The organism is Streptomyces polygonati (assembly GCF_042650325.1).
Lineage (GTDB): Bacteria > Actinomycetota > Actinomycetes > Streptomycetales > Streptomycetaceae > Actinacidiphila > Actinacidiphila polygonati.
The window spans coordinates 492082-513138 of sequence record NZ_JBHSBB010000014.1; the positions used below are offsets into that span (position 1 = coordinate 492082).

Consider the following 21057-nt stretch of genomic DNA (forward strand, 5'->3'; position numbering starts at 1 on the left):
CTCCGTCGTTGCCGTCTTCCGTGCGAAGGCGGGGCGCCCGTGGACGGACCCGCTCATGCCCCTCGGCTTTCCACAGCGGGCGAACGGAAACGGAACCGGACCGGATCAGGCCCTGATGCCGGTGGCGATCGACTTCAGCTCGACGTACTCCTCCAGGCCGTGCGGCCCGTACTCCCGGCCGAAACCGCTGCCCTTGAAGCCGCCGAAGGGAGCGTCCCAGTGCCGCCCCGCGCCGTTGACGGTGAAGGTGCCGGTGCGCACCCGGCGGGCTATCTCCACGCCGCGCTGCCGGTCGGCGGTGAAGACCCCGCCGCTCAGGCCGTACGGCGAGTCATTGGCGATCCGCACCGCGTCCTCCTCGTCCTCGTAGGGGATGACGGCGACGACCGGGCCGAAGATCTCCTCCTGGGCGATGCGCATCGCGTTGTCGACGTCAGCGAAGACGGTCGGCCGCACGTACCAGCCCTGCTCCAGGCCCTCCGGGGCGCCGGGGCCGCCTATGACCAGGCGGGCGCCTTCCTCGATGCCGAGTTCGATGTACGACGCCACCCGGTCGCGCTGGCCCTCGCGGATCATCGGGCCGACGAAGGTCTCCGGGTCGGCCGGGTCGCCCACCTTCAGCGACCGGACCAGGGCGCTGACCGCGTCGACGACCTCCTCGTAGTGCCCACGCGGCGCGAGGATGCGGGTGAAGGCGATGCACGCCTCGCCGTTGTTGCCGAAGCTGGCGAAGCGCAGTGTCTCGGCCATCGCCTCCAGATCGGCGTCCGCCAGCACGATCGCCGCCGACTTTCCCCCGAGCTCCAGGCTGACCCGCTTGAGCTGCCCGGTCGCCACCGAGGCGATCCGGCGGCCGGCCGCGGTGGAGCCGGTGAAGGCGATCTTGTCCACCCCCGGGTGTGCCACCAGATACTCGCTGACCTGCCGGTCGGCGGGCAGCACGCTCAGCACGCCGTCCGGCAGCCCGGCCGCGGCGAAGATCTCACCGAGCCTGATGCCGTCGAGCGCGGTCTCGGGCGACGGCTTCAATATCGCCGTGCAGCCCGCCAGCAGCGCCGGGATCAGCTTGACCAGCGCGGACTGCTGCGGGGCGTTCCACGGGATCACCGCCGCCACCACGCCGACCGGCTCGCGGCGCACGATGGTGCGCAGTGCCGCCGCGTCCACCAGGTCCTCCTCCCAGGGCAGGGCGGCGGACAGCCGGAGAAAGTCGTCGATCCGGTCGGTGAGCATTGGCTGGTACATCCGGGTGAACCAGCGCGCCGAGCCGTTCTCGGCCGTGGTCAGATCGGCCAGCTCGTCGGCGTGCTCGCGGTGCAGCGTCTTGAAGCGGTCGATGACGGTCCGGCGCTCGGCCGGTGTCATCCGCGGCCAGGGTCCGTCGTCGAACGCCTGCCGGGCGGCGGCCACCGCAAGGTCCACATCCGCCGCGGTCGCCTCGGGCGTACGGCCGACCAGGCGGTGGTCGTGCGGGGAGCGCACCTCGATCACCCGGTCACCCGCAGGGGCCCGCCAGCGCCCGCCGATCAGCAGCCGGTCGTACGCGTACGGGGTCGCCGCCGGCCGACGTTGCGGTGAGCCGCCCGCCGCATCGGTCTTCGTCGTCGTCTTCTTCGTCTTTGTCTTTGTCATGGTTCCTCGTCCTCTCGGATGCATGGGTCTTCGGATCCTCGAAGCCCTCCACTAATAAAACATCGTTTCGCTAACAATGCAACCTCGTTGCGTTAAAGTGAGAAGATGACGAATCCGCCCCAGCAGCCCGCGCAGCCCGCCTTCCAGCGCGCCCGCAGCCCGCAGCACAAGCAGCAGCGGCACCGGGCGATCCTGGACGCCGCCCGCACGCTGGGCCTGCGGGACGGCGTCCGCGCGGTGACCCTCACCGACATCGCGGCCGAGGCCGGCGTCCACAAGTCCGCGGTGCTGCGCTATTTCGAGACCCGCGAAGAGGTCTTCCTCCAGATCACCGCTGAGGGCTGGCAGGAGTGGGCGCACGAACTGCGCCTGAGCCTTCCGTCCGGCCCGGTGCCGCCGCAGGTCGTGGCGGCGCGGGTGGCCGCCACCCTCGTCAACCGGCCGCTTTTCTGCGACCTGCTGGCCCACGCCCCCCTCCACCTGGAGCGCAACGTCTCGCTGGACGCCGTCCGGACCTTCAAGCTCACCGCGCTCGCCGCCGTCGACGAGATCCGCACCGTCCTCGCCTCGGCGCTGCCCGCCCTCGCTGCCCAGCAGGCCGCCGACCTGGTCGCCGCGGTCACCGCGCTGGCCGCCGCCCTCTGGCAGACCAGCAACCCGCCGCCGACCCTGGCCCGGCTCTACGCCCAGGACCCGCGCCTGGCCCACGCCGCCGTCGACTTCCCCTACCGGCTGCGCGATCTGACCGAGGCGACGATCCTGGGCCTGCTGGTCCAGCCCCAGCCCCAGCCCCAGGCCGAGCCCCGGACCAGCTGACTGGGCGGCGGGCACCCCCGGGCAGGCCCGGCCGCGCCCCCGCGGCAGCAGCGGCATCAATTGAAGATTTCTTCAATTAGTGACATGGTGGGCCGAGGCCGTACGTACCGGAGGCCGGCGGGAAGGCGCCGCTCCCCCGTACGAGGGGCAGGCAATTTCCCCGCAGTGGAGTCGTGTTGGACGAATTCGCCGAGCAGGTCGTCGCCCGGGTCCGTGCTGCCCGGATCGCGCTGGAGGAGGCGGCCGGGTCGGCCTCCGCCGGGCTCGGGGCGGCGCTGGACGAGCTGGAGGACGCGTTGCGGTCCGCCTTCGACAAGGGCGTCGAAGTCCCCCCGGCCGGGCGGGACGAGAAACGGACAGGGAGTTGAGGGCCGTGCCGGTCCCGCTGTATCAGGCCAAGGCCGAGTTCTTCCGGATGCTCGGGCACCCCGTGCGGATCCGGGTGCTGGAGCTGCTCCAGGACGGTCCCAAGCCGGTACGCGATCTGCTGGCGAACATCGAGGTCGAGCGCTCCAATCTGTCCCAGCAGCTCGCGGTGCTGCGGCGCTCGGGCATCGTGATCTCCACCCGCGAGGCCGACACCGTCGTCTACGCGCTGGCCGGCACGGACGTCGCCGATCTGGTGCGCGCCGCCCGCCGGATCCTGACCGAGCTGCTGGCGGACCAGCAGGACCTGCTGACCGAACTCCGCGAGGCCGACGCCGCGGCGGACCAGGTCGCGTGAACGCCGGGCAGATCGGCGCCGCCGCGCTGAACAGGCTCCGCTCGGTGCTGCCGAACCGCCATACTCTGGCCACCATGGGGCGCTCCCCGCGCAAGGACCTGGTGGCGGGGCTGACGGTGGCGGTCGTCGCGCTGCCGCTGGCCCTCGGCTTCGGCATCTCGTCCGGTGCGGGGGCGGAGGCCGGCCTGGTCACCGCGGTGATCGCCGGGACGGTCGCGGCGGTCTTCGGCGGCTCGAACCTCCAGGTGACCGGCCCGACCGGTGCCATGACCGTGGTCCTGATCCCGATCGTCCACCGGTACGGCATGAACGGCGTCCTGACGGTGGGTCTGCTCGCCGGAGCCCTCCTGATCGCGCTGGCGCTGGCCAAGGCGGGCCGCTGGATGTCCTATGTGCCGGTGCCGGTGGTGGAGGGTTTCACCCTGGGCATCGCCGCCGTCATCGGGTTGCAGCAGGTCCCCGCCGCCCTCGGCGTCAAGGCTCCCTCGGGTGACAACCCGGCGGTGATCGCGGCCAAGGCGGTCGGAGACTTCGCCGCCCACCCCGAGTGGACCGCGACGGCGATGGCCGCCGGCGTCGTACTGCTGATGCTGCTCGGTGCGCGGCTGCGGCCCTCGGTGCCGTTCTCCCTGGTGGGGGTCGTGCTCGCGACCCTGCTGGTGCGGGTCGGGCAGCTGCGCGTGGCCACCATCGGGCACCTGCCCGCCGGCATCCCCGCGCCTTCGTTGTCCTTCTTCGAGTCGGCGCACCTGCCCGCGCTGCTGCCCTCGGCGCTGGCCGTGGCGGCGCTCGCCGCGCTGGAGTCGCTGATGTCGGCCTCGGCCGCCGACGCGATGAGCGTCTCCGAGCGGCACGACAGCAACCGCGAGCTGTTCGGGCAGGGCCTGGCCAACCTGTCCGCACCGCTGTTCGGCGGCGTGGCGGCGACCGGCGCCATCGCTCGTACGGCGGTCAACGTCCGTACCGGCGCCGTCTCCCGCCTGTCCGCGCTGATCCACGCCGCCGTGCTCACCGTGATCGTCTTCGCCGCGGCCCCGCTGGTCGCGGGCATCCCGCTGGCGGCGCTGGCCGGAGTGCTGATCGCCACCGCGATCCGGATGGTCGAGGTCGGCTCGCTCAGGGCGCTGGCCCGTTCGGGTCGCGGCGAGGCGCTGGTCATCGGGCTGACCGCCGCCGTCACCCTGGCCTCCACACTGGTCAACGCCGTGCTCACGGGGCTGCTGGCGGCCGGCGTCCTCGCCCTTCGCCAGGTCACCCGGGAGGCCCGGCTGGAGCAGGTCCCCCTGCACGCGGACCTGCCGCCCGGCGACCACCACGAGCAGGAGCAGGAGCTGCTGGCGGAACACATCGTCGCCTACCGGATCGACGGGCCGCTGCTGTTCACCGCGGCCCACCGTTTCCTGCTGGAACTCACCGAGCAGGCCGATGTGCGGGTGGTGATCCTGCGGATGTCGCGGGTGTCCGCGCTGGACTCCTCCGGCGCGAAGGTGCTCGGAGACGCGATCGACCGACTCGCCCGGCGCGGCGCCCTCGTCCTGGTCTCGGGCGTACGCGACGACCACCGCGACCGCCTGGCCGCGCTCGGCGTCCTGGACCGACTGCACGCGACCGGCCGCGTCTTCCCCAGCACCCCGGAGGCCATCGCCTTCGCCCGGGCCCACCTCCACGGCGCCGGCCTGCTGCCCGCCCCGCCCCCCTCCGAGCCGCAGCCGCAGCCGCACGCGGCGCCCCGCCCCGAGCAGGCCGGGACGGTCCGGTGAGCGAGGTGGCGGCGTGGCCGCCGCGGTGTACGGGCGTGACCGATGACGGGAGCAGCGCGCATGAGTGACGAGGCCACGCCGGAACTCGGGTCCGAGTCCGGTTTCGCGTCCGGGTCCGGTTCCGGGGCCGGGTCCTGGTCAGCGCCGGCCGCACCGCCGGTCGTCACCGGCGAGACCGAGCAGTGGAAGGAGAAGGCCACCCGGCTGCGCGTCATCTTCTACGTCGCCGGGACGCACGTACTGGCCGGCGTCATATGGCTCTTCTTCTATATCGGCTCCCACGCGCACAAGTGACCCGGCACCGCGAACGACGGACCCTCGGCCCGGTGGCGGCGCCTGTCGCGCGGCTCCCGGCGCGATCAGGTAATCAGGAACGGTGAACAAGGACGCGACCGACCCCTTCGTGCATGTCCGGGGCGCCAGTGAGAACAACCTGCGGAACATCGATGTCGACGTTCCGCGGGACGCGATGGTCGCCTTCACCGGCGTCTCCGGTTCGGGCAAGTCCTCGCTCGCGTTCGGCACGCTCTACGCGGAGGCCCAGCGGCGCTACTTCGAGTCCGTAGCACCGTACGCCCGAAGGCTGTTGCAACAGGTCGGCGCACCGCGCGTGCAGGAGATCACCGGACTGCCGCCGGCCGTGGCCCTGCAGCAGCGACGCGGGTCGCCCAGCTCGCGCTCGACGGTCGGCACCATCACCACGCTGTCCAATCTGCTGCGCATGCTGTACTCCCGCGCCGGCACCTATCCGCCCGGGGCCGCACGGCTGGAGGCCGAGTCGTTCTCACCCAACACCGCGGCCGGCGCCTGCCCGGAGTGCCACGGACTGGGCGTCGTGCACGACGTCGCCGAGGACCTGCTGGTCCCGGACCCGTCGCTGAGCATCCGCGAGGGGGCGATCGCCGCCTGGCCGGGCGCTTGGCAGGGCGCCAACCTGCGCAGTGTCGTGAGCGGCCTGGGGATCGACATCGACCGGCCGTGGCGCAGGATCAGGAAGAAGGACCGGGACTGGCTGCTCTACACCGACGAGCAGCCCTCGGTGTACATCGAGCCGGAGGAGGACCGCGTCGACTACGGCTACCAGGGCAGGTTCTGGAGCGCCCGCAGGCACGTCATGCACGTCCTCGCCGATTCCAAGAGCGACAAGATGCGCGAACGGGCGCTCCGGTTCGTCAGGAGTGTGCCCTGCCCCGAGTGCCACGGCAGCGGACTGCGGCCCGAGGCGCTCGCCGTGACCTTCGCCGGACGTTCCATCGCCGAGATCAACGCGATGCCGCTCACCGAGGTCGTGGCGCTGCTGCGGCCCGTCGTGGGGCGGTCCGACGCCGACGCCACCACGTCGACCGCCCGCTCCGGGGAGACGACCGAGGCCGCGGTCCGGATCTGCGGCGATCTCGTCGCGCGGGTCGACGTACTGCTCGACCTGGGCCTCGGATATCTCAGCCTCGGGCGCCGCTCGACGACCCTGTCGCCCGGCGAGGCGCAGCGCCTTCGGATCGCCACCCAGCTGCGCTCGGGGCTGTTCGGCGTCGTCTACGTCCTCGACGAACCCTCCGCGGGGCTGCACCCGGCTGACGCGGAACCGCTGCTGGACGTGCTGGACCGGCTCAAGGCGGCGGGCAATTCGCTGTTCGTCGTGGAGCACGACATGGATGTCGTACGGCGGGCGGACTGGGTGGTCGACATCGGCCCCGGCGCGGGCGAGGGCGGCGGGCGCGTGCTGTACAGCGGCCCGGTCGCCGGTCTTGAGCGGGTCGGGGAGTCGGCCACGGGCCAGTACCTCTTCGGGCGCGCCCAGCCGCTCGATCACCGCCCGCGCGCACCGCACGGCTGGCTGCACCTGCGCGGCGTCTCACGCCACAATCTGCGCGATGTGTCCGTCGACGTACCGCTCCGTGTACTGACGGCGGTGACGGGCGTGTCCGGTTCCGGAAAGTCGACGCTGGTGACGCAGGTGCTCGCCGAGGTGGTCCGCGGCCACCTCGGACTCGTACCCGAGGAGGCCGACGAGGCGCGGCTGGAGATCGACGTCCAGGAAGCGTCGGGGGTCGAGTCGTTCGACCGGCTGGTCCGGGTCGACCAGCGGCCCATCGGCCGAACTCCCCGGTCCAACCTGGCCACGTACACGGGGATGTTCGACGCGGTGCGCAAGCTGTACGCGGGGACGGACGAGGCCAGGGCGCGCGGCTACTCGGCCGGGCGGTTCTCCTTCAACGTGCCCGAAGGGCGGTGCGAGACCTGCCAGGGCGAAGGATTCGTCGCGGTGGAACTGCTGTTCCTGCCCGGCACCTATGCGCCGTGCCCGACCTGCGAGGGCGCCCGGTACAACGCCGAGACGCTGGAAGTCACCTACCGCGGCAAGAACATCGCGGAAGTGCTGGGGCTGTCCGTCGACGCCGCCGCCGAGTTCCTGTCCGCCGTCCCGGCCGCCTCCCGCAGCCTGGAGACGTTGCGCCAGGTGGGACTGGGGTACCTGCGGCTGGGGCAGCCCGCGACGGAACTCAGCGGTGGTGAGGCGCAACGCATCAAACTGGCCACCGAACTGCAGCGAGCCCGCCGCGGGCACGCGCTCTACCTGCTCGACGAGCCGACGGCGGGGCTGCATCCCTCGGACATCGCGCTGCTGCTGCGACAGCTGCACCGGCTCGTTGACGCGGGCAACACGGTCGTCCTCGTCGAGCACGACCTCGACACGATCGCCACCGCCGACTGGGTCATCGACCTCGGGCCGGGCGCCGGCGACGCGGGCGGGCGGGTGGTCGCGGCGGGCCCGCCGGCCAAGGTGGCGAGGGCCCGCCGCAGCGCCACCGCGCCCTATCTCGCGGCCCGGCTCGCGCGCTCCTGATCAGTGGTGGTGGCCCCCGCCCCCGCTGTCATGGGTGGCGGCGTGGTGGGTGGCGTCGACGGAGGCGGAGATCGCCGAGTCGACCGCCGAGTCGACCGCCGCGCTGACCGCGGCATCGGTGGCCGCCTGCACGGAGGCGCGGATCGCCGCGTCGGTGGCCGCGCCGACGGCGGCGTCGGTCGCGGCGGCGCTCGCGGCGGCCGTGGAGATGTGCGACGCCGCGTCGCCGACTCCGTCCGCGGCGGCGCGCACCGCCTTGGCCGTACGGTCGCGGCGGGCGATCTCCTTCAGACGGCGCCGGGCGGCCCGACCGTCCCAGCCCGGGTAGAGCAACGCGTCCAGACCGATCGCGTGCACCAGTCCGCCGAGGGCGGCCTCGGCTGAGCCGACCGGCCCGGACGAGCGGGCGATCCCGTCCAGCCGCGCGCTCACCCCCGCCAGCCGCCCCACGTCGACGACCGCCCACCGGGTCACCGGGAACAGCCCCAGCGCCTTCCGCCGTTCCGCGCGCACGACACCGGCCGCCGCCAGCCGCTCCAGATACGTCTCCACCAGCCGCTTCCGCTCCCGCGCGACCCACGCCTTCGGCCGAGGCGGCCGCCGCGACGACCCGATGCTGAGCAGCGCCGCGTCCAGGAGCGCGTCACCGGTGGGCGCCGAATCGAGCACCACGATCCGGTCCTTGACGATCTCGATCCGGCGTTCCCCGGCGAGACGCACGAGTTCGGACCCCGACAGCGCGAACCGCATCTCCGCCGACGCCCCGATCGTCCCGTTCGGGCGGATGGCCAACAACAGGATGTCCTCGCCGAGTGTCTCCACCCCGCCAACGATAGGCGCCCACCCGCCTGCGGCGGGGGCTTCGGGGGGTGTTGGGGGGCCGGGCGGCCAACTGGGCGGAGGAGCGATCCCACCACCGGCCCGGCGCCCGCGCGGCCCACGGGTCGGCCGCGCGCCGCCGCCGTACACGAAGGAGCGCCCGTCCCGGGAGGGGGCGGGCGCTCTTGATCCCGGAAGGCAACCGGGGCCACTACACCTCGTTGAACTCACCGGTTATCACGCCACAGACGAACGCACGGAATTCGCCGGCCGCGAAAACCAGGGCGGGGGTCGACGTTCGGAGGAACTGTCCGAGCAGGTCCGGAAGGCCCTCGGCCGCTCGGCCGACGAGTGACCACCCAGCGCTGAGAAGCATCGGATACTCCCGAGAGGGCCTGCCGTGAAGTGGGCTCCCACGTTTCGCCCGAGGGGCTACGGAGTACGCAGAGCTTCGACGCGGCCGGCTCGGGTCGGGTGCTCCGATCCTGTTCGGTTGATCGGCTATGCCCAGCTGTCGCTAGAAATCAGAGCGTAGTCAGAGTATGGTCTGAGTATGAGCATTGCCCATGTGGAGCCAGACTCCGAAACCGTCTCGTTCACCGATCTGTCCCGGAATCCGAAAGCCGTAGCTGCCAGGGCCGCTGCCTTGGGAAGTCTGCGCGTCACACACCGGGACGCGCCCGACATGGTGTTGACCACGGCCGCACACGCCGAGCGCACCGAGGAGAACCTGACGACGGCGTCGCGGTTGTTCCTCGCTCTCATGAAGCAAAGCGATGGTGCTCGGTCACTGCTTCTCGCGCTTCCGGAGGTCTTCCCCTGGGTGCGGCACCTGGATGACGAAGAGGTGCGTGCGTTCACCGTGGAACTCCTGGACGCGCTGTCCGACGCAGCCGAGCTGGGGGCGAGGGAGGCGGTTCACCGGGCGATCGTGTCGTGGCGGGCGACCGCCCGAATCAACGCCGACCCTCAGCAGCTCAGGGAAGCTCTGCGTCCGTTGGGTGATGGGGACCTCGGCCCGGTGGAAGTGCACGAGTGAGCCCGAAGAAAGGCGACCGCGTCAGTGTTCCGCCACTGAGTGGCTGGAACGTGATCCACGGGACGACAGAGGCAGCGACTGGTTGGGAGGAGTTGTGTCGTGTCGCGCTACCGAATGCCCATCGGTGCCTGGAAGCGCTTCGCAGTGATCCGGTCTCCCGTGCGAACTGGAACCGCCAGCCCAACTCCGTGGCAGGCACGCCACCAGGGAATGGAAGGGTTCAGAGCTGGAGCAGTGGGAGTACGAGATCACCAGCGGTGGTCGCGTTCGCTACCTGGTCAGCCCCGAGACCTCGACGGTGATCCTGGTGTACGCATCGCCTCGGCATCCGAAGGACACCGAGTAGCTGGCTCACCCCGTGGATTCTCCGGGGTAGGCAGACCCCGGTCTCCCTGTGGAGGGCTTGGCCGGTCGTCCGGTGCTCGGCGCGATGAATTTCGGGTTTCGGACGGATAGGCCGTGGGCTGGGCGAGCATGGACGCGGCGCCGGGCGCCGACGAGTGGCGGCCGCGTTGCGGCCCGTGATGTTCGGGTGATCAGCATGAATGCTTCGGAGTGGGTTCATTTCGTGGCACACGGAGTTCCTTAGCGTCGCTAATGATTCGCACCGCTCCGCGAGGGGGTGGTGGACGAAAGGCGCGCGCAGATGGAAACACCGAGGGACACCAGCGGTCCGGGGGACGAGGCGGCCGAGTCGGGGGAGCTGACCCGCCGGAGATTCGTGACCGTGGCCGGTGCCGCCGTCGCGGTGGCCGGGGTCGGCGTGGGCACCGCGGACGCGGCCAGCGGGACCGGCGGCCAGGGGGCGAAGGAGGCCGCGGCGGCGAAGGGAGCCAAGGGGCCCAAGCCGCCCAAGGGACAGTGGCTCGCGGGGGACACCCATGTGCACGACGACCACTCGTCGGACGGCAGCGGGCCCCGGCAGACGTCGAAGCAGACCCTGCCGGGCAATCTCCCCGTCGGGGACCAGATCGGCGAGGGCGAGAAGACCGGCCTGGACTTCATGCCGCTGACCGATCACCGTACCTACGACCAGGTCTGGGACCCCCAGTGGAAGTCGTCGAAGCTGCTGCTGCTCCCCGGTGAGGAGGCCAACGGCTCCCCGCACGCCATCGTGCTCGGCAATGTGGACGTCGTCGTGGACGGCGCCAACCCGCCCGGGTCCGCGAGCTTCCGCCACGTGCAGCAGTCCGTCTGGGACGTGCACGCGCAGGACGCGGTCTGGTCGCAGGCGCACCCCGACGACGGTGAGTACACCCCGGCGGCCGGCGTGAACGACAACGCCAGCGTCCAGGGCGCGGACCTGGTCGAGGTGCTGAACGTCGCGAGCGACCCGGACGCCGAGGTCGACTACGCGGAGAACCGCTGGAACGCCGGCTTCCGCTTCGGTGTGTCGGCGGCCAGCGACTGCCACTTCCGCGAGCTGTGGGACGTCGACGCGCCCGGCGAGCCGACCACGCACGTCTTCGCCGCCGAGCGTTCCGTACGCGCGATCCTCGACGGCTTCCGGGCCGGCCACACCACGGTCTCCCAGAACATCACCGGCCCCTTCCTCACCATCGAGGCGGACGCCGACGGCGACGGCGTCTTCGAGGCGATGGGCGGCGACGAGATCGTCGTTTCCGCGCGCCTGCCCAAGAAGGCCGCGCTGCGGGTGAAGGTCAAGGCGGGCCTGGGCACCACGATCCATGTGTACGCGGCTCCCGGCCGGTCGGCCGGTCCGATCGCCACCTTCACTCCGCAGCAGGCCAACGAGACGTACGAACTCCCGCTGGTCCTCAAGGGTACGGACCAGACGTGGTACCGGGTCGAGGCGCGCTCTCCCGGGTCCGCCTCCGGCTCCGAGGCGGACCCCACGCTGCCGGACCAGTTGCGCGGCGCGACCTCGCCGATCTTCCTGTCGGTCGGCGCCCCGGCCGTCCCGAAGCCCGAGATCGCGCTTCCGGCCGCCGACACGAGCGCCGACCCGGCCACCCTGGTCAGCGGTCAGCAGGGCGGCTTCACCGGATTCCCCGATGTGGCGGTGGACGGCAAGGTCACGCACGTCGTCACCGAGGTCCACCGGGACCAGGCCACCCAGGTGGTCTACCACCGCCTCGACAACAAGGGCCGGGTCGCCAAGTCGCTGACGCTGTCCGGTGATTCGGCCACCGCCCGCTTCCCGCGGGTCGCCGCGGCCGGCGATCACGTATGGGTGGTGTGGCAGGACGAGCTCGGCAGGGAGCAGCCGCACCAGCCGGTGATCCTGCTGGCGCAGAGCACCAACGGCGGTAACTCCTTCAAGGCGCCGCAGCGGCTCAGCAAGGGCCAGGGCCGCGCGATCAACCCGGCGCTCGCGCTGATCGACGCCAAGCACCCGCTGGTCGCCTGGTCGGACAACACCGACGGCGCCTTCGACGTGTACGCGCAGATCGTCGGCATCGACCGGGCCGCGGTCAACATCTCGGCGGCGGGCAAGACGATCAGCGCCGGCGTACCGACCGACGCGCGCTCGCCGCGCTTCCCCGCGTCGCTCTTCCCGGTCGTCGCGGTCGGCGCCGACCGGCACGCGGTGATCAGCTGGCAGGACGACCGCTACGACCCGGACCCGCTGTGGACCGGTCACACCCCGCCCGCCGGACAGCCGGCCAGCGGCGGCACCGACCCCGACAACTGGCAGATCCTGGCGGCGGTCCGCAAGGCGCCGGCCCGCAGCTGGGGCCTGCCGGTGCAGGTCAGCGCGGTCACCGACCGCGCGGACCGGCACCCGGGCCTGGCGGTCGACGCGGACGGTACGTTCGTGGCGATCTGGGAGAGCGGCACGCTGCAGAGCTCCGGCGCCAACCTCCAGCTGCGGGCCAGCCGTTCGGCCGACGGCGGTACGACCTGGACGCCCTTCGAGCAGGTGGCCCTGGCCCCGGACGCGATGAGCCAGCGGGCCCGGCTGAGCCAGGACGCGGACGGTTCGGTACGCGCGGTCTGGTACGACTCCCGGGCGACGGACTGGCGTTGGAAGATCTTCACCGCCACGCTCGACCTGAAGTCCGGCTGGTCGGCGGGCCAGCAGGTCACGACGCGCGGCAACAACACGTGGCCTGCGGCGCATCGCGGGGTTGTCGTCTTCACGAGTGACCGCGGGGCGGGGCGGGCGCAGCGGGACGCGACCCAGCAGGTCTTTGTGACCCGGGTGAGCTGAACGCCGGCCGCGGCCGGCCTCCGCGGTGTGCTGCCGCGGGCCTTGTGCGGACCACCGGCGGCTTATGCCGTCGGTGGTCCGCGCTGCCGGGGGAGGTGGTGGTGGGTGCGGTCGGTGGGTGGCTGGCGGTGCGTTGTGGCTGGGCGCGCAGTTCCTCGCGCCCCTTTGGGGTCGGGCGTCCGCTGCTGCGGGCGGGTGGTGCCGGGCGCGTAGCTGTACGGGTGCCGGTGCGTTTGCCTTGACGGCTTGGCATGTCCACGAGTTCAATCGCTACCGATCAGAACTCACCACCCACCTGACCGTACGGCCCGGCCGGCTGTGCGGTCCTGATGCGCGCCGGGCGCCGCTGTCCGCGGTTGTGGTGGCCGGCCACCGTGCTGCTGTCCCCCCACCCCGTTCTGACGGATCGTCAGGAGCATCACGTGACTGATCATTCCACCCCCCGACGGGCCGCTTCGCGGCTCGCCCCGCTGGCCGGGCGATGGCGCCGGTTCGCGCTCCCGGTCGTGCTCGGCGCGCTCGCCGTCTTCGCGGCCGGGACGCCCGGCGCCGAGGCGGTGACCGTGCCCGCGCCGCCGGCGGGCTGGAGCACGGTCTTCAGTGACGACTTCTCGGGGGCGTCCGGCAGCGCGCCGAACGCGTCCAAGTGGACGTACGACACCGGCCCCGGGTCGAACTTCGGGACCGGCGAGATCGAGACGATGACCAACTCGACCAGCAATGTGCACCTCGACGGCAACGGTCACCTGAACATCACCGCGCTCGGCGGCGGCAGCAACTGGACCTCGGGGCGGATCCACACGCCCAGCGCGGTGGTCGGAGCGCCGGCCGGGGGCAAGTTGCAGGTCAGCGCGTCGATCCAGCAGCCTGGCCCGGGCAACGGGCTCGGCTACTGGCCGGCCTTCTGGATGCTCGGGCCGGGGCAGTGGCCCGAGAACGGCGAGATCGACATCATGGAGGACGTCAACGCGCTGTCCCAGGTGGCCGGCACCATCCACTGCGGTACGTATCCCGGCGGCGTGTGCAACGAGGGCAATGGGATCGGCAGCGGCCTGCGCGGCTGCGGCGGCTGTCAGAGCGGCTTCCACACGTACTCGATGATCCTGGACCGGACGAACACCTCCGCCGAGTCGATCACCTTCTACCTCGACGGCGCGGCCTACTTCACCGTCACCGAGGGCCAGGTGGGCGCGTCCACCTGGAGCCAGGCCTTCGACCACAACCTCACGATCATCTTCGACCTCGCCATGGGCGGCGGCTTCCCGAACGGCGTGTGCGGCTGCAACTCGCCCAGCTCGGCGACCACTTCGGGCGGGACGATGAGCGTCGGCTACGTCGCCGCCTACAGCACCGGCGGCGGGGGCGGCACCAACCCGCCGCCGCCCAGCGGCGGCAGCGCCATCACCGGCTACGCGGGCCTGTGCCTGGACGACCGCGCGGGCAGTAACGCCAACTACAACCCGGTCCAGGTCTACACCTGCAACGGAACCACCGCCCAGCAGTGGACCGTCGTCCAGGCCGGCAGCACCCTGCACGTGCTGGGCAAGTGCCTGGACGTCTACGCGGGAGGCACCGCCAACGGCACCCCGGTGGACCTCTACGACTGCAACAACACCGGCTCGCAGGTGTGGATACCGCAGTCCAACGGCTCGTTGTACAACCCGCAGTCCAACAAGTGCCTGGACGACACGGGTTGGTCCACCACCCCCGGCACCCAGGTGGAGATCTGGGACTGCACCGGCGGCGCCAACCAGCAGTGGCACCTCCCGTCCTGACCCGATCGTCCTGACCTGACCGGCCCGGTCCCCGGAGCGGGAGGGCTCACCCCCCCCGGCCGGGGGCCGGGCCGGTGGTGGGGTCAGGCGGACGGGCTCGACGAAGGCGCCCCGCCTGCGGGCCGCTGGGGCAGCAGCGGACTGCACGTGGTGTACGCCTTCGCCGTCTTGGGGTCCGAGGTGTTGATGCCTCGGAAGCCGCCGAAGCCACCGCCGCCGGGGCGGTTGGTGGCGCCGGGGGAGGGGGTGGGGAGCGTGACGCCGTGGTCCTTGAGGCAGCTGGTGAAGGCCTGGAAGGCGCTGCTGTTGGCGCCGCCGCCGGCCCCGCCCCGGCCGCCGAACTGCGGGCGCAGCGACGCGCAGGCGGTCATCGCCTTCTGGGTGGCCGCGTCGGGCGAGGCGCCGCCGAAGCCGGGGAAGCCGCCGCCACCGCGCCCGCCGCCGTAGCCGCCGTAACCCCCGCGACCGCCGGCGCCCGGCGAACCGGAGGGCCGCGCGCCGCCCGAAGGCCGGGTGAAGGTCGGGAGGTTGACGCCGTGCTGCGACAGGCACTGGCGGTACTTGTCCATCGCCGCCGCGTTGTTCGCCCCGCCCGCGGCCCCGTCCGCGGCGCCCGAGGCCCCCGGCGACGCTGCCGCGGACGCCGAACCCGAGGGCGTACCCGAGGCGTTCGACGAGCCGGAGGACGACGAGCACGCGGTCAGCAGCAGCGCTCCCGACGCGGCGAGCACGGTCACGGACAGGCCGGCCCGCAGCGCGGTACGGGCCCGGGTGGCCCCGGCGGTGGCCCCGGCGGCCTTGCTGGTGGTGGTCCAGGTCATGTCCGTACGTCCCCTCGGAAAGCTGCGGCCGGCCCGAAGGGGCCCGGCCGGTTCGAAACGCGCCGCAGTCGCGCACGCGCGCAGCGGGAGAGCTGGCGCGTGCCGGCAGGCGACGGCCCAGACTGAACCGCACACAGGTGGGGACTGTCGGGGACCGAGCTGTGAGTTCCCGGGGAACATCGCGCCCCGCAGGCCACCGGAGTCCCGGATTCCGGCCCGCTATGCCCGTTCGGTCCCGATTCGCCGCCCTTCGGCGGGCCGGGACACCCGCTCCCACTCCCAGCGAACTCCCAGGGTTCTCCCAGGACTTCAAAGGCCTCGGCGGCCAGGATGCGCGGCATGAAGGTGCTCCCACGGCGGCGCAGGGCCGTCCTGATCAACTCCGTGCTCGGCGTGGTGGTCCTCGCGGGCGCCGGTGGTGCCTACGCGGCGGTGCACGATGACGGCAGCGGGAGCTCCGCGGCCGCCGGCACCGGCCGCGTGGCGACGGTCTCCACGAGCACAGTGCTGGCCACCGTCTCCGGCTCCGGCTCGCTGGCCTCGCCCAGCGACGCGGGCGTCGACTTCACCACGGGCGGCACGCTCACCGCGGTGGACGTCAAGCCGGGCGACAAGGTGAAGAAGGGCCAGATACTGGCCAGGGTCGATCCCACCACCGCGGACGAGACGCTCCAGCAGGACCAGGCCTCGCTGACCGCGGCCGAGGCCAATCTGACCAAGGTGGAGGCGGGCGAACTCCCGCCGTCCACCGGCAACTCGGGTAACTCCGGCAGCGACTCAGGGGAGGGCCGCGGCGCCACGCCGACCCCGACCCCGTCGCCCACCCCGACGGTCGACCCCGCGCAACTCGCCCAGGCGCAAGCCCAGTTGACCCAGGCCCAGAACGCGGTGGACGCCGCTCAGCGGGCGGTCGACGGCTGTGTGCTCAAGGCCCCGGTGTCCGGCACGGTCGCCTCGGTGGCCAGCGCCAAGGGCGACACGGTCTCCGGCACGAACGGCAACGGCGCCGGCGCGGGCGGCAGTTCGGGATCGGGCTCCGGCTCGGGCGCCAGCAGCGCCAGCACGTCGACGAGTTCGGCGCCCACCGGCTTCATCGTGCTGACCAACCCGTCCGGCATGCAGGTGAAGGCCGACTTCTCGGAGGCCGACTCCCTCAAGATCAAGGCGGGCCAGACCGCCACCGTCACGCTGAACGCCGAGGCCGGCGTGGTGCTCGACGCCAAGGTGCTGTCGATCAGTTCGCTCCCGGTCAGCAGCGGTTCCAGCTCCGGCGGCGGCGCGAGCGGCGGCAGCGCGGTGCAGTACGCGGCCACCCTCGCCATCACCTCCGACACGTCCAACCTCCGCACCGGCCTGAGCGCCAGCATCCAGGTGACCACCGGCCAGGCGACGAACGCGCTCAGCGTGCCGACCGCCGCGGTCTCCGGCACCGGCGCCAACCGTACGGTCCTGGTGGTCAACGCCGACGGCTCCACGACCCGCACCAATGTCACCGTGGGTGTCGAGGGCGACAGCGCCGACCAGATCACCAGCGGTCTGCGCCAGGGCCAGCAGGTGCAGATCCCGCAGGTCGCCTCGGCCGGCAACGGCGGCTTCCCGAGCGGCGCGTTCCCCGGCGGCATCGGCGCGGGCGGCGGCGGCAGGTTCGGCGGCGGCGGTGGCGGCTTCCGTACCGGCGGCTTCGCCGGCGGCGGGGGTGGCCGCGGATGAACGTGAAGCAGGCCTTCACCGAGCGGCTGGGCCGGGCCCGCCCCGGACTCCACCGCCGCCAGGGCCCCCCGGGAGCGGCCGGGGAGCCGGCCGGTCCTGGCGAGGAGGGCCCCTGGGGCAGGGCGCCGGTCATCGAGGTGCGCTCGCTGCTCAAGACCTACGGCCACGGCGACGCGGCCGTCCGCGCCCTCGGCGGCGCGATCGACCCGCGGACCGGCGAGTCCCCCGGCGTCGACCTGATCGTCGAACAGGGCGACATGGTGGCCGTCATGGGCAGTTCCGGCTCCGGCAAGTCCACCTTGATGAACATCCTCGGCTGCCTCGACGTGCCGACCTCCGGCCGCTATCTGCTGGACGGCATCGACGTCGGCGGCCTGGACGAGCACCAGTTGTCGCTGGTCCGCAACCGCAAGATCGGCTTCGTCTTCCAGTCGTTCAACCTGGTGCCGCGCACCCCCGCGCTCGCCCAGGTCGAACTGCCGCTCGCCTACGCCGGGGTGCGGACCGCCGAACGGCGCCGCCGCGCGCTGGCCGCGCTGTCCCTGGTCGGCCTGGCCGACCGGGTGGACCACCGGCCCAACGAGCTGTCCGGCGGCCAGCAGCAGCGGGTCGCGGTGGCCCGCGCACTGGTCACCGCCCCGGCGATGCTGCTCGCCGACGAGCCGACCGGCAATCTGGACAGCCGCAGCACCGAGGATGTCCTGGCCATCATCGACCGGCTGAACGACTCGGGCCGCACCGTCGTCCTGATCACCCACGAGGACGAAGTGGCCCGGCACGCCAAGCGGGTCATCCGGCTGGTGGACGGCCAGGTCGTCGCCGACGTACGGCAGGGACCGGCCGAGGGGCCGCCGCCCGCGCTGCGCGACCCGGCCGGGTTCGCCACCCACCACCCGCAGGCCCTGTCGGGAGGCGTGCGGTGAACCCCTTCGAGACGCTGCGGTTCGCCGTCGGCGGGCTGTCGGCCAACAAGGTGCGCTCCGGGCTGACCATGCTCGGTGTGCTCATCGGCGTGGCGGCCGTGATCATCCTGCTGGCGGTCGGCAACGGCTCCTCGCAGTCGGTCAAGGACTCCATCGAGAAGCTGGGCACCAACTCGCTGACGATCTCCTCCGGCGGCGGCTTCGGCGGCGGCGGGTCGGGCGCGACATCGACCAAGCCGCTGACCGTGGACGACGCGCGGGCGCTGGCGAATCCCGCCGACGCCCCCGACATCGACTCGGTCGCGCCCGAGGTGACCACCTCGCAGACCGCGGTCTACGACGGCACCTCGCACACCGTCCCGCAGATCGTCGGCACCTACCCGGCGTACTTCAAGGCGTCCAACAGCAAGGTCGCGCAGGGCAAGGGCGACTACTTCAGCGCGGACGACGTGCTCAACTCCCGCAAGGTCGCGGTGATCGGCTCGACCACGGCCACCGATCTGTTCGGCACGGTCAGCCCGGTCGGCAAGAAGCTGGTCATCGGCGGCACCCCGTTCACCGTGGTCGGCGTACTGGAGACCAAGGGCGGCACCGGCTTCCAGGACCCGGACGACACGGTGATCGCGCCGCTGCCGACGGTGCAGAACGCGTTCAGCGGCTTCGGCCCGGTCAGCCAGATCCTGGTCGAGGCGAAGTCGGCGGACGCCACCACGCCCGCGCAGAACGAGATCACCACCATCCTGATGGGCACGCACGGCATCAAGAACGCCAGCGCGCTGGACTTCCGGGTCAGCAGCCAGGCATCCCTGCTGAGCACCCAGTCGGACACCAACAAGACCTTCACGGTCCTGCTGGGCGCGGTCGCCGCGATCTCGCTGCTGGTCGGCGGCATCGGCATCACCAACATCATGCTGGTGACGGTCACCGAGCGGACCCGGGAGATCGGCATCCGCAAGGCGATCGGCGCGCCCAAGGGCGTCATCCTCGGGCAGTTCCTGGCCGAGTCCACGCTGCTGTCGCTGATCGGCGGCGGCCTGGGAGTAGTGGCCGGGCTGATCGGCTCGCGCTTCACCATCGTCGGTATCAAACCGGTGATCATCCCGGACTCGGTGTGGGGCGCCTTCGCCATCGCCGTCGCCATCGGGCTGTTCTTCGGCAGCTACCCGGCCAACCGCGCGGCGAGCCTGCGGCCCATCGAGGCGCTGCGGCATGAGTGAGCGGACGAGGACACACAAGGGAGTGGCGGGCATGGGGCGACGCCGAGGCGGCGAACTGGTCAAGCGGGACACCGGCGAGGAGGCCACCGAGCTGCTGCCGATGGTTCCCGAGCAGGACGAGAGCGGGATCGGGATCCTGGAGCGGGGCGAGATCGTCCAGGGCCCGGGCGGCCCGCCCGCCGAGCGGCCCGAGGACATCCTGGCCGAGCCGCCGGACGCCCGGGACATCTCGGCGGAGCTGGCCGCGCCGCCGCGGCGCAAGCTGCCGTGGCTGACGCTGCTGCTGTCGGCGTGCGTCGTGGCGGCGGGCGCCTTCGCCGGCGGCGCGCTGGTGGAGAAGAACCACCTGGGCGGGGCGCGGTCCAACCCCTTCGCCCAGCTCGCGGCCGGCCGTACCGGCGCGGGCGGGGCCACCGGCGGTCGTTCGTTCGGCGGTTTCGGGGGCTTCGGCGGTGGCGCCGGTGGGACGGGCGCGGGCGGGGCGGGCGCGGGCACCGGGACCGGCGCCGCCGGCGGCGCGGGAGCCGGCGCGGGTGCGGCCGGCGGCGCTGGCGGCGGTGTGACCTTCGGCACCGTCAAGCTCGTCGACGGCAGCACGATCTACGTCACCGACGCCCAGGGCAACATCGTCAAGGTCACCACGGCCGGCTCCACCAAGGTCAGCGAGACCAAGGACGGCAAGGTTTCCGACCTCAAGGCGGGCCAGTCGGTCACCGTCCGGGGCAGCCAGCAGTCCAACGGCGACATCAAGGCGACCACCGTCACCCAGGGCAGCCCGGCGGGCGGCGGCTTCGCGGGCTTCGGCGGCCGGGGCGGAGCCGCGGGCGCGGCGGGCGGCACCGGTACGGCCGGCGGGACCGGCGGCGGGAACTGATTCCGCGCTTACCTTCCAGGGCGTACGGTGCAGCGGCCGACATTTCGCCGCGGCGCCGTACGCCCGTCCGGCATATCCGTGCCGTCTGCGCGCCCTGTCCGTGCCGTACCCGTGCCGCTTCCGCCGCTCGCGCGGCTCATGTACCGACGCCGTCACGGCCCCAGGAAGGAGTTCCATGGACACGCCCGAGGCCAGTCTGCTGGTCGTGGACGACGAGCCGAACATCCGGGAACTGCTGTCCGCCTCGCTCCGGTTCGTCGGCTTCAAGGTCGTCTCCGCCGCCTCCGGGGCGGACGCGCTGGCCGCGGTCGCCCGGGAACGGCCCGACCTGGTCGTGCTCGACGTGATGCTGCCCGACATGTCGGGTTTCGCGGTCGTGCAGCGGCTGCGCGAGGAGTCGGGGCCGCACGCCCGTACGGCGGCGGGGGTCCCCGACCGGCTGCCGGTGCTCTTCCTCACCGCCAAGGACGGCGTGGAGGACAAGATCAGCGGGCTGACGGCCGGCGGCGACGACTATGTGACCAAGCCCTTCAGTCTGGAGGAGCTGATCGCCCGGATCAGGGCCATCCTGCGCCGGACCGGCGGCCCCACCGACGACGGCCGGCTCGTCGCGGGCGATCTCGTCCTCGATCCGGTGGGCCACCAGGTGACCCGCGCCGGGCACCCCGTCTCGCTGTCGCCGACCGAGTTCAAGCTGCTGGCGTATCTGATGGCCAACACCGACCGGGTGGTGTCCAAGTTGCAGATCCTCGACCATGTGTGGGCGTACGACTTCGGCGGCGACCTGAGCATCGTGGAGTCGTACATCTCGTATGTCCGGCGGAAGGTGGACTCGGGGGCGGACGGCGCGGCCAAGCTGATCCACACGGTGCGCGGGGTCGGCTACGTGCTGCGGCGGCCGGCCGGCGCCCAGGCGCAGGGCTGATC

17 protein-coding genes are annotated in these 21057 nt (G+C 72.3%); 14 read left to right on the forward strand and 3 right to left on the reverse strand.

Annotated features, from left to right (window positions below; genetic code table 11):
* Window positions 1-105: 105 nt before the first annotated feature.
* Window positions 106-1632, reverse strand: a complete 1527-nt coding sequence (locus tag ACFO3J_RS22850; RefSeq protein WP_386432175.1) for an aldehyde dehydrogenase — start codon at window positions 1630-1632, stop codon at window positions 106-108.
* Window positions 1633-1737: 105 nt separating this feature from the next.
* On the opposite strand from ACFO3J_RS22850, the gene ACFO3J_RS22855 reads away from it, so the two are divergent.
* From ACFO3J_RS22855 to uvrA, 6 genes are all read left to right on the forward strand, one after another.
* A complete protein-coding gene (locus ACFO3J_RS22855; protein WP_386432177.1) occupies window positions 1738-2448 on the forward strand; it encodes a TetR family transcriptional regulator in 711 nt (236 codons plus the stop codon).
* 176 nt (window positions 2449-2624) lie between these two features.
* Window positions 2625-2816 (forward strand): hypothetical protein, encoded by a 192-nt coding sequence (locus ACFO3J_RS22860; RefSeq protein ID WP_386432179.1) that lies wholly within the window; start codon window positions 2625-2627, stop codon window positions 2814-2816.
* Between the two features lie 5 nt (window positions 2817-2821).
* The gene (locus ACFO3J_RS22865; RefSeq protein ID WP_386432182.1) at window positions 2822-3172 is read left to right on the forward strand and encodes an ArsR/SmtB family transcription factor; all 351 of its coding nucleotides are present in this window, start codon (window positions 2822-2824) and stop codon (window positions 3170-3172) included.
* A 74-nt stretch (window positions 3173-3246) separates the two neighbouring features.
* On the forward strand, window positions 3247-4932 hold the full coding sequence (locus ACFO3J_RS22870; protein WP_386433050.1) for a SulP family inorganic anion transporter: 1686 nt from the start codon (window positions 3247-3249) through the stop codon (window positions 4930-4932).
* 60 nt (window positions 4933-4992) lie between these two features.
* On the forward strand, window positions 4993-5226 hold the full coding sequence (locus ACFO3J_RS22875) for a DUF6126 family protein (RefSeq protein ID WP_386432185.1): 234 nt from the start codon (window positions 4993-4995) through the stop codon (window positions 5224-5226).
* Between the two features lie 82 nt (window positions 5227-5308).
* On the forward strand, window positions 5309-7777 hold the full coding sequence (gene uvrA / locus ACFO3J_RS22880; protein ID WP_386432187.1) for an excinuclease ABC subunit UvrA: 2469 nt from the start codon (window positions 5309-5311) through the stop codon (window positions 7775-7777).
* Here uvrA and ACFO3J_RS22885 read toward each other — a convergent pair whose 3' ends face one another.
* Window positions 7778-8599: a GOLPH3/VPS74 family protein gene (locus ACFO3J_RS22885; RefSeq protein WP_386432190.1), complete on the reverse strand. Its 822-nt coding sequence runs from the start codon at window positions 8597-8599 to the stop codon at window positions 7778-7780.
* 550 nt (window positions 8600-9149) lie between these two features.
* Here ACFO3J_RS22885 and ACFO3J_RS22890 point away from each other — a divergent pair.
* The 3 genes from ACFO3J_RS22890 (at window position 9150) to ACFO3J_RS22900 (ending at window position 14585) form a co-directional block, all read left to right on the forward strand.
* Window positions 9150-9635: a prevent-host-death family protein gene (locus tag ACFO3J_RS22890; RefSeq protein ID WP_386432193.1), complete on the forward strand. Its 486-nt coding sequence runs from the start codon at window positions 9150-9152 to the stop codon at window positions 9633-9635.
* 646 nt (window positions 9636-10281) lie between these two features.
* Window positions 10282-12810, forward strand: coding sequence for a CehA/McbA family metallohydrolase (locus ACFO3J_RS22895; protein ID WP_386432196.1), 2529 nt, complete (start codon window positions 10282-10284; stop codon window positions 12808-12810).
* Window positions 12811-13232: 422 nt separating this feature from the next.
* On the forward strand, window positions 13233-14585 hold the full coding sequence (locus ACFO3J_RS22900) for a ricin-type beta-trefoil lectin domain protein (protein WP_386432199.1): 1353 nt from the start codon (window positions 13233-13235) through the stop codon (window positions 14583-14585).
* An 83-nt stretch (window positions 14586-14668) separates the two neighbouring features.
* Here the strand turns inward: ACFO3J_RS22900 and ACFO3J_RS22905 are convergent, their stop codons facing one another.
* The gene (locus tag ACFO3J_RS22905; protein ID WP_386432202.1) at window positions 14669-15406 is read right to left on the reverse strand and encodes a hypothetical protein; all 738 of its coding nucleotides are present in this window, start codon (window positions 15404-15406) and stop codon (window positions 14669-14671) included.
* Window positions 15407-15745: 339 nt separating this feature from the next.
* On the opposite strand from ACFO3J_RS22905, the gene ACFO3J_RS22910 reads away from it, so the two are divergent.
* The 5 genes from ACFO3J_RS22910 to ACFO3J_RS22930 all read left to right on the forward strand — a co-directional run bounded on the left by ACFO3J_RS22910 (window position 15746) and on the right by ACFO3J_RS22930 (window position 21055).
* Window positions 15746-17116 carry an efflux RND transporter periplasmic adaptor subunit gene (locus ACFO3J_RS22910; protein ID WP_386432205.1) on the forward strand — a complete coding sequence of 457 codons (1371 nt, stop codon included), beginning with the start codon at window positions 15746-15748 and terminating at the stop codon, window positions 17114-17116.
* Window positions 17113-18039 (forward strand): ABC transporter ATP-binding protein, encoded by a 927-nt coding sequence (locus ACFO3J_RS22915; RefSeq protein WP_386432208.1) that lies wholly within the window; start codon window positions 17113-17115, stop codon window positions 18037-18039. The genes ACFO3J_RS22910 and ACFO3J_RS22915 overlap by 4 nt, the downstream gene beginning before the upstream one ends.
* Entirely contained in the window at window positions 18036-19256 is a 1221-nt protein-coding gene (locus ACFO3J_RS22920; RefSeq protein WP_386432210.1) for an ABC transporter permease, read from the forward strand. Before ACFO3J_RS22915 ends, ACFO3J_RS22920 begins: the two co-directional genes overlap by 4 nt.
* Window positions 19257-19287: 31 nt before the next feature.
* Window positions 19288-20130 carry a hypothetical protein gene (locus ACFO3J_RS22925; protein ID WP_386432213.1) on the forward strand — a complete coding sequence of 281 codons (843 nt, stop codon included), beginning with the start codon at window positions 19288-19290 and terminating at the stop codon, window positions 20128-20130.
* Window positions 20131-20305: 175 nt separating this feature from the next.
* Entirely contained in the window at window positions 20306-21055 is a 750-nt protein-coding gene (locus tag ACFO3J_RS22930; protein ID WP_386432216.1) for a response regulator transcription factor, read from the forward strand.
* The last annotated feature ends 2 nt before the right edge of the window (window positions 21056-21057 follow it).

Bases quoted from the DNA above. Each gene is read 5' to 3' on its own strand.
- ACFO3J_RS22850 (WP_386432175.1), bottom strand. From the start codon at position 1,632: ATGACAAAGACAAAGACGAAGAAGACGACGACGAAGACCGATGCGGCG.
- ACFO3J_RS22855 (WP_386432177.1), top strand. From the start codon at position 1,738: ATGACGAATCCGCCCCAGCAGCCCGCGCAGCCCGCCTTCCAGCGCGCC.
- ACFO3J_RS22870 (WP_386433050.1), top strand. From the start codon at position 3,247: ATGGGGCGCTCCCCGCGCAAGGACCTGGTGGCGGGGCTGACGGTGGCG.
- ACFO3J_RS22875 (WP_386432185.1), top strand. From the start codon at position 4,993: ATGAGTGACGAGGCCACGCCGGAACTCGGGTCCGAGTCCGGTTTCGCG.
- ACFO3J_RS22890 (WP_386432193.1), top strand. From the start codon at position 9,150: ATGAGCATTGCCCATGTGGAGCCAGACTCCGAAACCGTCTCGTTCACC.
- ACFO3J_RS22895 (WP_386432196.1), top strand. From the start codon at position 10,282: ATGGAAACACCGAGGGACACCAGCGGTCCGGGGGACGAGGCGGCCGAG.
- ACFO3J_RS22905 (WP_386432202.1), bottom strand. From the start codon at position 15,406: ATGACCTGGACCACCACCAGCAAGGCCGCCGGGGCCACCGCCGGGGCC.
- ACFO3J_RS22910 (WP_386432205.1), top strand. From the start codon at position 15,746: ATGAAGGTGCTCCCACGGCGGCGCAGGGCCGTCCTGATCAACTCCGTG.
- ACFO3J_RS22915 (WP_386432208.1), top strand. From the start codon at position 17,113: ATGAACGTGAAGCAGGCCTTCACCGAGCGGCTGGGCCGGGCCCGCCCC.
- ACFO3J_RS22925 (WP_386432213.1), top strand. From the start codon at position 19,288: ATGGGGCGACGCCGAGGCGGCGAACTGGTCAAGCGGGACACCGGCGAG.
- ACFO3J_RS22930 (WP_386432216.1), top strand. From the start codon at position 20,306: ATGGACACGCCCGAGGCCAGTCTGCTGGTCGTGGACGACGAGCCGAAC.